The 14,701-nt window shown below is 73.0% G+C and carries 11 protein-coding genes; 3 read left to right on the forward strand and 8 right to left on the reverse strand.

Annotation, left to right across the window (positions count from 1 at the left end):
* Nucleotides 1-2 precede the first annotated feature (2 nt).
* The gene (gene ppc, locus ACFYOU_RS03005) at nt 3-2,735 is read right to left on the reverse strand and encodes a phosphoenolpyruvate carboxylase (protein WP_391303076.1); all 2,733 of its coding nucleotides are present in this window, start codon (nt 2,733-2,735) and stop codon (nt 3-5) included.
* A 279-nt stretch (nt 2,736-3,014) separates the two neighbouring features.
* Here ppc and ACFYOU_RS03010 point away from each other — a divergent pair, with 279 nt between their 5' ends.
* Entirely contained in the window at nt 3,015-4,004 is a 990-nt protein-coding gene (locus ACFYOU_RS03010) for an acyl-CoA desaturase (RefSeq protein WP_389762076.1), read from the forward strand.
* On the forward strand, nt 4,001-4,672 hold the full coding sequence (locus ACFYOU_RS03015) for a TetR family transcriptional regulator (RefSeq protein WP_385486629.1): 672 nt from the start codon (nt 4,001-4,003) through the stop codon (nt 4,670-4,672). Before ACFYOU_RS03010 ends, ACFYOU_RS03015 begins: the two co-directional genes overlap by 4 nt.
* Nucleotides 4,673-5,047: 375 nt before the next feature.
* Here the strand turns inward: ACFYOU_RS03015 and ACFYOU_RS03020 are convergent, their stop codons facing one another.
* A complete protein-coding gene (locus tag ACFYOU_RS03020) occupies nt 5,048-5,866 on the reverse strand; it encodes a trans-aconitate 2-methyltransferase (RefSeq protein ID WP_391303079.1) in 819 nt (272 codons plus the stop codon).
* Nucleotides 5,867-5,962: 96 nt separating this feature from the next.
* Here ACFYOU_RS03020 and ACFYOU_RS03025 point away from each other — a divergent pair, with 96 nt between their 5' ends.
* The gene (locus ACFYOU_RS03025) at nt 5,963-6,460 is read left to right on the forward strand and encodes a MarR family winged helix-turn-helix transcriptional regulator (RefSeq protein WP_385486633.1); all 498 of its coding nucleotides are present in this window, start codon (nt 5,963-5,965) and stop codon (nt 6,458-6,460) included.
* A 50-nt stretch (nt 6,461-6,510) separates the two neighbouring features.
* On the opposite strand, the gene ACFYOU_RS03030 is transcribed toward ACFYOU_RS03025, so the two are convergent.
* From ACFYOU_RS03030 to ACFYOU_RS03055, 6 genes are all read right to left on the reverse strand, one after another.
* Nucleotides 6,511-7,269 carry a LuxR C-terminal-related transcriptional regulator gene (locus ACFYOU_RS03030; RefSeq protein WP_389762081.1) on the reverse strand — a complete coding sequence of 253 codons (759 nt, stop codon included), beginning with the start codon at nt 7,267-7,269 and terminating at the stop codon, nt 6,511-6,513.
* Nucleotides 7,270-7,661: 392 nt separating this feature from the next.
* On the reverse strand, nt 7,662-8,903 hold the full coding sequence (galK, locus tag ACFYOU_RS03035) for a galactokinase (protein ID WP_391303082.1): 1,242 nt from the start codon (nt 8,901-8,903) through the stop codon (nt 7,662-7,664).
* Between the two features lie 80 nt (nt 8,904-8,983).
* Nucleotides 8,984-10,033: a UDP-glucose 4-epimerase GalE gene (gene galE, locus ACFYOU_RS03040; RefSeq protein ID WP_391303084.1), complete on the reverse strand. Its 1,050-nt coding sequence runs from the start codon at nt 10,031-10,033 to the stop codon at nt 8,984-8,986.
* Nucleotides 10,033-11,100: a galactose-1-phosphate uridylyltransferase gene (gene galT / locus ACFYOU_RS03045; protein WP_391303086.1), complete on the reverse strand. Its 1,068-nt coding sequence runs from the start codon at nt 11,098-11,100 to the stop codon at nt 10,033-10,035. Before galT ends, galE begins: the two co-directional genes overlap by 1 nt.
* A gap of 475 nt (nt 11,101-11,575) precedes the next feature.
* The gene (locus ACFYOU_RS03050) at nt 11,576-12,274 is read right to left on the reverse strand and encodes a LuxR C-terminal-related transcriptional regulator (RefSeq protein WP_389762089.1); all 699 of its coding nucleotides are present in this window, start codon (nt 12,272-12,274) and stop codon (nt 11,576-11,578) included.
* Between the two features lie 390 nt (nt 12,275-12,664).
* Complete coding sequence (locus tag ACFYOU_RS03055) at nt 12,665-14,701, reverse strand: PQQ-binding-like beta-propeller repeat protein (RefSeq protein WP_391303088.1); 2,037 nt, start codon at nt 14,699-14,701, stop codon at nt 12,665-12,667.

The raw sequence follows: 14,701 nt of genomic DNA on the forward strand, positions 1-14,701 counted from the left end.
GGTCAGCCGGTGTTGCGCAGACCGGCGGCGACCCCGTTGACGGTGAGCAGCAGCGCCCGGGCGAGCAACGGGTCGGGCTCCTCGCCCCGGGCGGCAGCGGCCCGCTGGCGGGCGAGCAGCGACACCTGGAGGTAGGAGATCGGGTCCAGGTAGGCGTCGCGGATGGCGAAGGTCTGCTGGAGCACCGGGTGGGTGTCGAGCAGGCGTTCCCCGCCGGTGATCCGCATGACCTCGCGGCAGGTGAGCGCGTGCTCGGCCTCGATGGCTGCGAAGACGTGCTTGAGCTCCTCGGGCACCAGCGTGTCGACGTAGTGGCGGGCGATCCGCAGATCGGTCTTGGCGAGGGTCATCTCGACGTTGGACACGAAGTTGCGGAAGAAGTGCCAGTGCTCGTGCATCTCGTCGAGGACGCCGTCGAGCCCGGCCTCGCGCAGCGCCTTGAGCCCGGAGCCGACCCCGAACCAGCCGGGGACGATCTGGCGGGACTGGGTCCAGCCGAACACCCACGGGATGGCGCGCAGGCCGTCGAGTCCGGCGCCGGAGTCGGGCCGGCGGGAGGGCCGGGAACCCAGGTGCAGGTCGGCGAGCTGGTCGACCGGGGTGGAGGCGAAGAAGTAGGCGGGCAGGTCGGGGTCCTCGACCAGTTCGCGGTAGGCACCGTGGGCGGCGTCGGAGACGACGTCCATGGCCGCGTCCCAGCGGGCGAGGGCCTCGACGGACTGGCGGGGCGCGGTGTGCAGGGCCGACGCCTGGAGGGTCGCGGCGACCGTCAGCTCCAGGTTCTCCCGGGCCAGGGACGGCACGAGGTACTTGTCGGAGATGACCTCGCCCTGCTCGGTGACCTTGATCTCGCCTTCCAGGGTGCCCCAGGGCTGCGAGAGGATCGCGTCGTGCGAGGGGCCGCCGCCACGGCCGACGGTGCCGCCGCGGCCGTGGAACAGGCGCAGCCGGACCCCGTAGCGGTGGGCGACGTCCCGCAGTCGGCGCTGGGCGCGGTGGATCTCCCACTGGCTGGTGGTGATGCCTCCGAACTTGGACGAGTCGGAGTAGCCGAGCATGACCTCCTGGACGTCGCCGCGCAGGGCGACCAGCCGCCGGTAGGAGGGGTCGGCGAGCATGCCGTCGAGGATGACGTCGGCGGCGCGCAGCTCGTCGGTGGTCTCCAGCAGCGGAACGATGCCGATCTTGGCCCAGCCGGCGTGCAGGTCGATCAGTCCGGCGTCCCGGGCCAGCACGGTCGCGGCGAACACGTCGTCGGCGCCCTGGCACATGGAGATGATGTACGACTCGATGACCTCGGGTCCGAAGACCTCCAGGGCGCGCTTGATGGTGCCGAAGACGCCGAGGGTCTTGAGCCCGGCGGCGTCCAGGGGGGCCGGGGTCGGGGCGAGCGGACGGCGCGAGCGCAGCTCCTTGGCGAGCAGCTTGGTGCGGTTCTCGCGGGGCATGTCGGTGTAGCGCCAGGACTCCTCGCCGAGCCGGTCGAAGAGCTGACCGAGGGCGTGGTGGTGGGCGTCCGCGTGTTCCCGGACGTCCATGGTGGCGAGTTGCAGGCCGAAGGCGGCGAGGGTGCGGATGGTGCGGTTCATCCGGCCGTCCGCGATCAGCGCGCCCCGGTGCTCGCGCAGCGAGGTCTGGACGAGGGTGAGGTCGCGCAGCAGTTCCGCGGTGCCCAGGTAGTCGCGGCCGGACTCGTGCGGGGTGCCGCTGGCCAGGCGCGTCTTGGTGTTCTCCAGCTTCTGCCGGATGCAGGTGGCCTTGAGGCGGTAGGGCTCCTCGGCGTTCAGCCGCTTGTACCGGGGGCTGATCTCGGGGAGGCGTTCCAGGTCGGCCTGGAGGGAGGTGAGCAGTTCCTCGGTGGCCCCGGTGTAGCGGATGGAGTTGGAGAGGAAGCCGCGCAGCTCGTCGACGAGTTCCAGGGCGTCGTTGATGCCGTGCTCGTGCTGGAGGATCAGGACGTCCCAGGTCACCTGGGGGGTGACGTTGGGGTTGCCGTCGCGGTCGCCGCCGATCCAGGTGCCGAAGGTGAGCGGGCGGGAGCCCTCGGGGACCTTCACGCCCACGCGTTCGAGTTCGGCGGTGAGGTCTTCGAGGACGTCGCCGACGGCTCCGGCGTGCAGCTCGTCCAGGTAGTAGATCGCGTTGCGGGCCTCGTCGGCGGGCTCAGGGCGCACCACCCGCAGTTCGTCTGTCTGCCAGACGAGGTCGATGTTCTCGGCGAGGCGGGTGTCGTAGCGGCGCCGGTCGGCCTCGACGACGGGGGTCTCCAGCAGGGCGGCGATGCGGCGGAGCTTGTTGAGGACGCTGCGCCGGGCCGCCTCGGTCGGGTGGGCGGTGAAGACGGGGCGGACGTTGAGGTTCGCCACCGTCTCCCGCAGGTGCTCGGGGTCGGCGTCCTTGAGGCGGTCGGCGGTGCGCGCGAGGAGTCCGCCCTCGGCGGCGCGCTTGGCCCGCAGTTCGCGCCCGCGGTGCACCTGCTCGGTGACGTTCGCGAGGTGGAAGTAGGTGGAGAAGGCGCGCACCAGCTTGGCGGCGGTCTCCAGTTCCGTACCGCCGAGGAGTTCGGCGGCGGCCTCCCCGTCCTCACGGGTGAGGCGGCGGACGCGTTCGACGAGGTCGAGGAGTTCGGGACCCTCCTGGCGGACCAGGGTCTCGCCGAGGAGGTCACCCAGTCGGCGGATGTCGGCCCGCAGCTCGGGGCTGGTGGTGGTGGTCCGGTCGTCGGCACTGCTCACAGGTGCGGCTCCTTGCAGTGTTGAGGCGCTTCTGGAGGGGAACCCGGGGTTGTCCGTGGTGAGGGCGGCTGGCACCGCTCGGGGCCCGGGACGAACACAGAGCGGACGACGCTGTCCGGCCGCTCCCCAGGATAGGTGTCCGAGCGGACGCGCGGCCAAGGGCCTCTTGCCGGAGGGGGGCGCACTGCCATACTTACGTCGCCGTAGGTTACGGAACCGTAGGGACCGTGGCCGCACGCGTCCCCCTCCCCATGCCCCCGACCCCCCAGGGAACTCCCCATGACCACCCGCTCCGACGTGCTCGACGACGCCTCCTCGGCGTCAGAAGGGTCCGACCAGGCGATTCCGTCCGCGACCCTAGGGGGCGAGCAGAAGGGGTCGATCGAGCAGATCACGCTGGTGCTGTTCATCGCCGTGCCCTTCCTCGCGATCGCCGCCGCCGTCCCCCTGGCCTGGGGGTGGGGGGTGAGCTGGCTGGACCTGGGGCTGCTCGTCTTCTTCTACTACCTCGGCTGTCACGGCATCACGATCGGCTTCCACCGCTACTTCACCCACGGCTCCTTCAAGGCGAAGCGTCCGCTGCGGATCGCGCTGGCCGTCGCGGGCTCGCTCGCGGTGGAGGGGCCGCTGGTGCGGTGGGTCGCCGACCACCGCAAGCACCACAAGTTCTCCGACGCGGAGGGCGACCCGCACTCGCCGTGGCGGTACGGGGAGACGGTGCCGGCGCTCCTCAAGGGCCTGTGGTGGGCGCACATCGGCTGGATGTTCGACGAGGAGCAGACCTCGCAGGAGAAGTACGCCCCGGACCTGGTGAAGGACCCGGCGATCCGTCTCATCTCGCGCCAGTTCGTGTACTGGACGCTGCTCTCGCTGACGCTGCCGGCGCTGATCGGCGGGCTGGTGACCATGTCGTGGTGGGGCGCGTTCACCGGGTTCTTCTGGGGTTCCCTGGTCCGGGTGGGCCTGCTGCACCACGTGACCTGGTCGATCAACTCCATCTGCCACGCGGTCGGCAAGCGCCCGTTCCGGTCCCGGGACCGCTCGGGCAACGTGTGGTGGCTGGCCGTGCTGTCCTGCGGCGAGTCCTGGCACAACCTGCACCACGCGGACCCGACGTCGGCGCGGCACGGGGTGATGCGCGGGCAGGTCGACTCCTCGGCCCGGCTGATCCGCTGGTTCGAGAAGCTGGGCTGGGCGTACGACGTGCGCTGGCCGTCACAGGAGCGGATCGACTCCCGGCGCAAGCAGGAAGCCGCCGAACCGGCATGATGGACGGCGTGGCGACCGACTCCAGCACCTCCAGCGAGAAGCCGCGGCGCACCCGCCGCACCCGGATGACCGGCGCGGAGCGCCGCCAGCAACTGCTGGAGATCGGCCGCACCCTCTTCGCGGCCAAGGGTTTCGAGGGCACCTCGGTGGAGGAGATCGCCGCGAAGGCGGGGGTGTCCAAGCCGGTGGTGTACGAACACTTCGGGGGCAAGGAGGGCCTGTACGCGGTGGTGGTGGACCGGGAGATGCGCCGGCTGTTGGACGGCGTGACCGGCTCGCTGACCGCCGGGCATCCGCGGGAGCTGCTCGAACAGGCCGCGTTCGCCCTCCTCGACTACATCGAGGAGTACACCGACGGCTTCCGCATCCTGGTGCGGGACTCGCCCGTCGCCCAGTCCACGGGGTCGTTCGCCTCCTTGATCTCGGACATCGCGACGCAGGTCGAGGACATCCTGGGGCGCGAGTTCAAGAGCCGGGGCTTCGACCCGAAGCTGGCGCCGCTGTACGCGCAGGCGCTGGTGGGGATGGTCGCCCTGACCGGTCAGTGGTGGTTGGACGTGCGCCGTCCGAAGAAGGCGGAGGTGGCTGCGCATCTCGTGAACCTCGCGTGGCACGGGCTCCACGGGTTGGAGCCCAAGCCGCGGTTGATGGGGCACCGGCACACGTGACCGTGCGGTCGGCTCGGGGTGTGCTGTCCTGTGCGGGTGCGTTGTCCTGTGCGGGTGCGCTGGGGGTTTGCGCCGTTCCCCGCGCCCCTGATCAGGTGCGATCCGCTGCGCGTGCGGTGGCCCGTGCGGGTGCGTGGGTGAATCTGCGCAGTTCCCCGCGCCCCTGAGCTGGTGCGTCCGGCCTCGCGTGCGCTGTTCTGCAGGGTGCGCTGGGGGTTTGCGCCATTCCCCGCGCCCCTGATCGGGTGCGATCCGCTGCGCGTGCGTTGGCCCGTGCGGGTGCGTGGGTGAATCTGCGCAGTTCCCCGCGCCCCTGAGCTGGTGCGTCCGGCCTCGGGTGCGCTGTCCGGCTCGGGGGCGCTGTCCCGGCGGGGGTCAGCCGCGGCGGGCTACTACGAAGATGCGGCGGAAGGGGAGCACCGTGCCGTGCGCCGCGGCCGGGTAGGCGCGCCGCAGGGCGATCCGGTACTCGTCCAGGAAGGCGTCCCGTTCCTCGGGGTCGCCGTCGAACGCGGCGAGCACGGGCCGCAGCGTGGTGCCTGTGATCCAGTCGAGCACCGCGTCGTCCCCGCCCAGCACGTGCAGGTACGTGGTCTCCCAGGCGTCCACCTCGCAGCCGAGGGCGGCCAGCGCGGCGAGGTACTGGGCGGGCTCGCGCACCGCGTCCCCGTGCCGCAGCACCCCGTCGAGCCGCTGTCGCCAGCGCGGGGAGCCGGTGAGTTCCCGCAGCAGGGCGTGGCTGGGCGCGTCGAAGTTGCCGGGCACCTGGAAGGCGAAGGTGCCGCCGGGCGCGAGGCCCGCGATCCAGTCGGCGAAGCGGTCGGTGTGCCCGGGCACCCACTGGAGCAGGGCGTTGCTGATGAGCAGGTCGTACGGCTCGGCCGGGTCGGGCGCCCAGTGGGCGGCGTCGGCGTGCGCGAAGTCGAGCCGGCCGCCGCCGGAGGTGGGGCCGGCGAGCTTCCGGGCCCGTTCCAGCATGTCCGGGGAGTTGTCGTACCCGGTGATCCGCGCGGCGGGCCAGCGCTCGGCGAGCAGGGTGGTGACGTTGCCGGGCCCGCACCCCAGGTCCGCGATGCGCGGGGCCGGCCCGCCGGGCGGCTCGGGCACCCGGGCGAGGAGGTCGACGAAGGCCCGGCCGCGGTGGTCCGCGTGGCGCAGGTACTGGTGCGGGTCCCAGACGGGTACGACGGGCACGGCGTCCTCCTCGCGGAGCGGTGGACCGTCCACCACTCGCAAACCTATCTTGACATCAAGAGACTTCACGTCGACAGACCTATTACACTGATCGCCATGGAGGACGAGGTCGATCGGCTGGTCGCAGCGTGGCGCCGGGAGCGCCCCGATCTCGACGTGGAGCCCCTGGAGGTGCTCAGCCGGGTGAGCCGGCTGGCCAGACACCTCGACCGCGCACGCAGACTGGCCTTCGCCGAACACCAGCTGGAGCCCTGGGAGTTCGACGTGTTGACGTCACTGCGCCGGGCCGGCTCCCCCTACCAGCTGTCCCCGGGCCAACTGCTCACCCAGACCCTGGTCACCTCGGGCACCATGACGAACCGGATCGACCGGCTCACCAAGAAGGGCCTGGTGGAACGGCTCCCCGACCCCAATGACCGGCGGGGCGTCCTCGTACGGCTCACGCCCGAGGGGCGGGACCGCGCCGACCAGGCCCTGGCGGGTCTGCTCGACCAGGAACGGGCGATCCTCTCGGAGCTGTCCCGCGCCCAGCGCGGCGAGCTGGCCGCACTGCTGAGACAGCTCACCGCCCCGTTCGACAACATCCCCGGTTGACCCCGCACGGGGCCCGCGGTCGCCGTCCGACCGGCACCGGCCGTACCGGCCTAGGAGGCCGCTTCGAGGTCCACGGGGCCCACCCCGGCCCGCCGGGCGAGCGCCACCGCCGCCAGCGTGCTGTGCACGCCGAGCTTCCCGAGCACGTTCTGCATATGGGTGCGCACGGTGTGCGGGGAGAGGAACAGCCGCTCCGCGACCGCCTTGCGGCCGAGGCCCGCGACCATGCAGCGCAGCACCTCGCGCTCGCGCGGGGTCAGCGACTCGACCAGCCGCTCGCTCTCCGTGCGGTGCTTGCGGGCCGCGGTCAGCTCTCGCAGCACCCCCGTGAGCAGTGCCGGCGGCAGATGGGTCTCGTCCCGCAGCACCCCCCGGATCACGTTCAGCAACCGCGACAGCGAACAGTCCTTGGCGACCCAGCCACTTGCACCCGCCTGGAGGGCCTGCGCCGCACGGCGCGGATCGTCCTTCTCGGCGAGCACCACCGTGCGGACCCCGGGCTGCGCCTGCCGCACCGCGGCGACCAGCGAGATCCCGTCCACGGTGGGCACCGGGTCGGTCCCACCGGCGACGGCCACGGTCGGCCGCGCCCCGGGCAGGACGCCCACCGCCGCCGCGCCGAGGTCGGCGTCGACGAGCAACACGTCGAATCTGCGCCCGTCGGCCGCCGCGCGGTCCAGACAACGCAGGGCCGCGGGACCACTGCCGGCCGCCGACACCTCGACATCGGGCTCGGCGGCGAGCGCCGCCGCCAGCGACTCGGCGAAAATACGATGGTCGTCAACGACCAGCGCGCGAATACGAACCACAGAAACCCCCTTTGGGGGACGACCTGAGCGGGTGCGGCGCCCCGAGTGGAACCCGGACCCGGATCGGTCCGGGTACGAGTCGCCGCAGCCGCACGACCGTCGCCGTGCCTGGACTGCTACCCCCACTTCGGGCGTCGTACCCGACTGTCTCGCCCCCTGATCGACGCCGGCCCCCACCGGCGCTGCCCATCAGAGTAAGGCCGCCCGGCAGAAGCGGAAGCCTATTTGGGGAACTGTTTGACCTCGCAGTTCGAGGCGGGTCTGATGCTTCGTATTGAGACAGAAGTCGACAAAGTGCGGGGGTCATCCACCGCGTGAACCGACACCGCCCGCAGATCGGAGACGGTGTCGGTGTCGGTGTCGGGTCCGACGTCGTTGCCGGTGCGCGGGGTTCAGCCGATTCGGCGCGCTCCGGACGAGGCGGTCGCGTCGAAGACCCGGGGCGCCCGGTGGCCGGCGCGGTCGAAGGCGGCCCGCACCGCGTCCCCCACCGCGGGTGCGGCAGCTCCCTCGACGAGGACGAGCGCGGAACCGCCGAAGCCGCCGCCGGTCATCCGCGCCCCGTGCGCCCCCGCCGCGTTCGCGGCGGCCACCACCAGGTCGAGTTCGGGACAGGAGACCCGCAGGTCGTCGCGGAGCGAGTGGTGGCCCGCCGTGAGGACGGGGCCGATCGCCCGCAGCGCCTCGGGGGTGCCCGTGCCGAGCAGGGCGGTGACCTGCGCGACCCGCTGCTCGTCGGTGACCACGTGCCGCACGTAACGGCGCACGCGCTCGTCACCGAGGCGCGCGAGCGCGTCCGGGAGCGTGTCGTACGGGACGTCGCGCAGATGGGAGACGCCCAACTCCCGCGCGCCCTGTTCGCACCCCGCGCGCCGCTCGGCGTACGCCCCGTCGCCCAGGGCGTGTTGCACCCGGGTGTCCACCACCAGCAGCCGCAGCCCGTGCGCGGCCAGGTCGAAGGGGACCTGTCGGGTGCTCAGGTCCCGGCAGTCGAGGTGCAGGACGTGCCCGGGCACGCAGCACGCGGACGCCATCTGGTCCATGACGCCGCAGGGCACGCCGACGTACGCGTTCTCGGCGTGCTGGGCGAGGCGCGCGAGCCCGGGACGGTCGAGCCCGAGGGCGTACAGCTCGTCCAGGGCGATCGCGGTGGCCACCTCCAGGGCGGCGGACGAGGAGAGCCCGGCGCCGGTCGGCACGGTGGAGGCGAGGTGCACGTCGGCGCCGTCGAGGACCGCTCGGTGCCCGGCCCGGGCGAGCGCCCACAGGACCCCGGCCGGGTAGGCGGCCCAGCCCCCGCCGGAGCGGGGCGCCAGTTCGGCGGTGCGCAGTTCCACCGGGGCCGCGGCGGGGTCCGGCGCGTTCGCCGAGTGCAGCCGCAGCACCCCGTCGGTGCGGCGGGACACGGCCGCGACCACGGTGTGCGGCAGGGCCAGCGGCATCACGGAGCCCTCGTTGAAGTCCGTGTACTCACCGATGAGGTTGACCCGGCCGGGCGCCGCCCACACCCCTTCGGGGGCGCTCCCGTACAGCTCTTCGAAGGCCCGCGCGACGGCTCCGGGAGCGGTGGACGGGTCGGTGCCGGACCCCGGGGCGGGGGCGGCGTCCGGGGCGGTGGGGTCGGTGGGCGTCATGGCGGGTCCCTCGGCGTGGTGGACGGTCCGCGGGGCGGCGGGGCCGGTCGGGCTGGCGGTCACGGGGCGGCGGGGCGGGCTCAGCGCACGGCGGCCCGGCGGGCGAACGCCCAGGCGTCGGCCACGATGTCCGCGAGGTCCGGCCGGCCGGGGCGCCAGCCGAGCCGGTCCCGGGCGGTGGCGGCCGAGGCGACCAGGACGGCGGGGTCGCCGGGGCGGCGGGGCCCGGGCGTCTCGGGCACCGGGTGCCCGGTGACCGCGCGGACCGTGGCGACGACCTCGCGGACGGAGAAGCCGTTGCCGTTGCCGAGGTTGCAGATCAGGTGCTCGCCGGGGGCCGCGGCGCCGAGCGCCAGCAGATGGGCTTCGGCGAGGTCGCTGACGTGGAGGTAGTCGCGCACGCAGGTGCCGTCGGGCGTCGGGTAGTCGTCGCCGTGCACGTGGACGGTGTCCCGTTCGCCCGCCGCGACCCGCAGCACCAGGGGGATCAGGTGCGACTCGGGCTCGTGCCGCTCGCCGTACAGGGTGCCGTCGGGCGCGCGGTGGGCGCCCGCGACGTTGAAGTAGCGCAGGGACACCGCGGCCAGCCCGTGGGCCGCCGCCTCACCGCCGATCATGTGGTCCACGGCCAGCTTGGACGCACCGTAGGGGCTGGTGGGGACGGTCGGGTCGGTCTCGGTGATCGGGGTCCGCACGGGTTCGCCGTAGGTGGCGGCGGTCGACGAGAAGACGAGGCGGCGCACGCCGGCGTCCCGCATCGCGGTGAGCAGCGCCATGGTGCCGCCGACGTTGTTCTGCCAGTACTTTTCGGGCCGGGCGACGGACTCGGCGACCTGCGAGGACGCGGCGAAGTGCAGGACGCCGTCGTAGGAGCCGTCCAGCCAGCGGGCGGCGTCCTGCACACGGCCCCGGACGAACGCGGCCCCGGGCGGCACCGCGTCCTCGAAGCCGGTGGACAGGTCGTCCAGGACGGTCACCCGGTGGCCGGCGGCCAGCAGCAGCGCGGCGACGGCACTGCCGATGTACCCGGCGCCGCCGGTGACGAGGTAACGACCGCTGACCGGCGGCCTGTCGTGCGTGGCCTGTGTGTCCTGCGTGGTCGGGGTGTGCCGGGTGGGTCGGGTGCTCATCAGGGTGCTGCCTCCCGCAGTCGTCGTGCCGCGTCCTCCGGCGGCACATCGTTGATGAACACGCTCATGCCGGATTCCGAACCAGCGAGGAACTTCAGCTTGCCGGAGGTACGGCGAACGGTGAAGAGCTCCAGGTGCAGGGCGAACTCGTCCCGGTCGGCCAGCTCGCCCGCCCCGCCCGCCGCGGGCGTGGTGAACGGCGCCTGGTGCCAGGCCGCGATGTACGGGGTCGGCGGCGCCTCGGGGCCGAAGAGCCGGTCGAAGCGGCGCAACAGGTCGAGGTAGACGCCGGGGAACTCGGCACGGGCGGTGTCGTCCAGGCCGAGCAGGTCGGGGACCCGGCGCTTGGGGTAGAGGTGCACCTCGTAGGGCCAGTGCGCGGCGTAGGGCACGAAGGCGACCCACGCCCCGGTCTCCAGCACGATCCGGCTGCCGTCGGCGAGTTCGCGGGCCAGCACCTCGTCGAAGAGGTTGCGCCCGGTGGCCGCACGGTGCCGGGCGGTGGAGCGCAGCATCCGGGCGGTACGGGGGGTGGTGAAGGGGTACGCGTAGATCTGGCCGTGCGGGTGGCCGAGGGTGACGCCGATCTCGGCGCCCCGGTTCTCGAAGCAGAACACCTGCTCCACGAAGGGCAGGTGGGACAGTTCCGCGGTCCGGTCGATCCAGGCGTCGAGGACGAGGGCGACCCGTTCGTCGGTGAGGTCGGCGAAGGACGCCCCGTGGTCGGGGGTGAAGCAGACGACCTCGCACCGGCCGGAGTCCCCCGCCAGGGAGGGGAACCGGTTCTCGAAGACGACGACGTCGTACGAGGTGTCGGGGATCTCGGTGGGCCGGGCGCCGGTGGAGGGGCACAGCGGGCACTCGTCCGCGGGCGGGAGGTGGGTGCGGCCCTGACGGTGCGAGGCGATGGCGACGTCGTCACCGAGGAGTAGGTCGTGGCGGACCTCGGACGTGGTCGTGACGGGCGCGAGCGGCCGGGGGTCGGCGGCCGTGCGGAGCGTGTCGTCGCGGCTGTCGTAGTAGATGAGCTCCCGGCCGTCGGCCAGTCGGGTCGACGTCTTCTTCACTGCGGCGCTCCTCGTCGGCGGTCCCTACCGACCTCCAAAGATCCAACAGAATCGAACACAACAAATCACGAGCCGACGACCTCGGTCAAGGCATGTACGGAATTCACCTCATCAGAATCAAACAACATCCACCCCCGATCAAAACCCCCACCGCAACGATCAGGCCCGAGCACAGCAAGACCCAAAGGAGCGCGAGGAACGGCCAGAGCGGCCCCGACAGGGGCGCGGGGAACTGCGCAGAACGACAGCGCACCGAGCAGGACAGCGCAGCCAGAGGTGGACGCACCCAAGGGGCGCGAGGAACGGCGCGAGCACCCCCCACGCACCCGCAGAGGGACCACCGCACCGCCGGAAGGCCCCACCCGAGGGCCCCGGGGAGGAACCGCCCCGCGCACCCCGGCGCACGGAACTGCGCACACACGGGAGCGCGCCCCGCCGCAAACACCGACGAAGCGCGCTGAAGCAGAACCGGAACTCAGCCCCCGGAGGAACCCGGATGAAGCGTCGCCCCCGACGAAGGCACCAACGGCCCCGCCCGGTCCAACAACCCGGTGCGCGCCGCCAGCGCCGCCGCCTCCAACCGCGACCCCACGCCCAACTTCATCAGCACCCGCTGCACATGGGTGCGCGCCGTGGAGGGCGCGATGCCCATGCCCGCGGCGATCAACCGGGTGTCCTCACCGTCGGCGACCCGCACCAACACCTCCACCTCGCGGGGCGTCAGCATCTGGAGCAGCCGCTGCCCCTCGTCGTCGGGTTGGGCCGCCGGGTTCAACAACTCGCTGAACGCGCCCTGGAGGAGTTGCGGGGCCACCGCGGACTCCCCCGCGCGGGCCTTCATGATGGCCCGCTCCACGCCCTCGATCCGTTCGTCGTGGCGCACGTAGCCGGACGCCCCCGCGGCGAAGGCCGCGGCGATCCCCCGGGGCGACGGAACGGGCCCCAGGACGACCACCGCCACCTGGGGGCGGTCCCGTTTGATCCGCACCACGGGATCGAACACGCCCGGTTCCGCCGGGGCGGCGGTGCCCAACAGGCACACTTCCGGTGCCCGTGAGATCACCAACTCCGCCGCGCCCGCCGCGGGCGCCGCCGCGGCCAGCACGCGGTGCCCGCGCAGCTTGAGCGCCGAGGCCAACGCCTCGGCGAGCAGCCTGTGATCATCGACGACCATGAGCCGCACACCCACAGTGTCACCCCCCACTTTCCCCGCCCGGTCCCCCACAGATCCGGACCCCCTGCCCTCGTCATCCGGAAGCTACACGCTTGTTCGACGGATCGCTGCCGTAACGGATGAGAAGCCGACGGTAATACCTTGGGCACGCCTCGCGACACCCACCCCTGGGTTTCGGGCCCCCACCGCGCCGCGCACCCCCCACGACGGCGGGGACGGGCCGCCCCCCCAGGCCCGGAACGCCCCGAATGCACGCCCGTGCCCGAGCGCGGGCGCGCGCCTCCGTGCGCCCCCCTGAACGCGCCTCCGCCCCCGTCTGCCCCGAGGTGGACCGGGGAAGACGGGGGCGGAGGCGCGCCGTTCAGGGGGCGTCGGCCCCGTGACGCGGGGTCAGTTGGTGCCGAAGGCCACGGCCAGGAACTTGTCCTCGTCCTTGCTGTAGGGCTTCGACGCGTAGACCGCGCTCATGAAGAAGCGCCCGCTGCCGAAGAGGTACTCGGAGTAGTCCGGCATGAAGGACCGCTCGGGCTCCCGGGAGGACTCCGTCGACGGGTTCTCCATCAGGACGGTCTCCTTGAGCGTGGACCCGTTCAGGCTGACCACCTGACCGCCCTTGTCGAACGGGGGCCGCTTGTAGGCGATGAGGTTGCTGCCGTCCATGCGGATCGGGCTCAGGACCCAGCCGTCGCCCGCGTCGGCCCGGGCGCCGGACAGCTTGCCGGTGGCGAGGTCGAAGGCGACGATCTCGTTGGTGTCGGTGAACTCCTCGGAGCCGTCGTGCTCCTCGGTGGGCAGGTAGAGCCGGTCGTTGCCGACGGCGAGCAGCTTGCACTGCTCCACCCGGGTCGCGTCGCAGCGGGCCGCGTACTTCTCGCCCTCGGCGGTGAACTTCGAGCGCAGCTTGCCGGTCTCCTCGTCGATGGCGAAGAAGTCGGAGATCGAGCTGCCGTCCCCGGCCGAGTCGCCGATGTCCGCGGCGACCACGAGCGGCTTGGTGGACACCACGCTCGCGTAGTCGACACCGGTCGCCATCTTGTACGTGGACAGCGGCTTGCCGGTCTTCGGGTCCAGCTTCTGGATCTCCAGGCGCCGGCTGTCGAGGTCACCGCAGCGGCGGACCGCGACGAGGTTCTCCCCGCCCGCGTACCCGGCGTCGTAGCAGGGCTCGCCCAGCTTGGGGGCCCACAGGGCGGCGCCGTCGGCGGCGCTCCAGGCGGCGCCGCCCGCCGAACCGCCCGCGGCGACCGTACCGGCGCCGATGGTGACCTCGTCGAAGGAGACGGTCCGGTCGGCGGACTTCGCGGTCTTCGTCCACAGCAGCTTGCCGGTGTCCAGGTCGAGCACCGACACCTGGGTGCAGCCCTGGTACGGCTTGTCCTTGGTGGGCATCGACGGCTGGGCGACCAGCGCCGTCCGGTTGTCCGCGGTGACGTGGCGGCCGGCCGCGCAGACCGGGCCGGTCAGCTTCACCGTCCACCGCTCCTCGCCGCTGGTCGGGTCGTAGCCGACGACCTCGCCGACGCCCGACTTCGCGTACACCTTGTCGGTGAGCCAGGAACCGGCGACCGGGATGGTGCTGTCGTCCTTGACCACCGGTGCGGCCACCTGGAACAGGGGCTTGGCCTTGGTGTTGGAGGGCGCCTTCTCCCGGGGCTCGCCACCCGCGACGGCCGGGCCGCCGCCCGCCGCGCCGCCGCCGTCGGAACCGCCCTTGTCGCCGGTGCCCTTCTCGGAGCCGGCGCCGCCCTTCTCGTCCTTGCCGGCGGAGGTGTTCTTGTCGTCGTCCTGCTGCCCGGCGTACAGGACGCCACCGCCGACGATCAGGGCGATCACCAAGGCCGCCGCGCCGATGATCAGCGTCACCGGGTTGCGCAGCCCGGTGCGGCGGGCCGGGGCACCGGACTGCTGGGCCACGGGCACCGTGGGCGCCGCGTACTGACCGTACGGCTGCTGGCCGTAGCCCTGTTGGCCCGGCTGCCCGTACGGCTGCTGACCGGGCTGCCCGTACGGCTGCTGGCCCGGGTAGCCGTAGCCGGACTGCCCCGGGCCCCCCGGGTGCCCGTACCCCGCCGCACCCTGCGGCGGCTGACCCGGCTGACCCGGCTGCCCGGGCTGTGCCGTGGGGTAGCCGTAGCCGCCGGCGGGCGGGGCACCGTAACCGCCGCCCGGCGGCGGGGACTGCGGGGCGCCGTAGCCGCCCGGCGGCGGCTCCTGCGGAGCACCGAAACCACCGGCGGGGGGCGGCTGCGGAGCACCGAAACCACCGGCCGGGGGCGGCGGTTGCGGGGCGCCGAACCCGCCGGGGGGCGGATCCTGGGGCTTGCCGAAGCTCATGGGGGAGCCGCCCGGCTCCGCGGGCTGCGGGGCCCCGGGCGCGTCCCCGGGCTGCCCGCCGGGCGGGTCGGTCGGCTGGGGCGGGTGGCTCAT

It is taken from the genome of Streptomyces sp. NPDC005955, from assembly GCF_042871255.1.
In the GTDB taxonomy this organism is placed as follows: Bacteria; Actinomycetota; Actinomycetes; order Streptomycetales; family Streptomycetaceae; genus Streptomyces.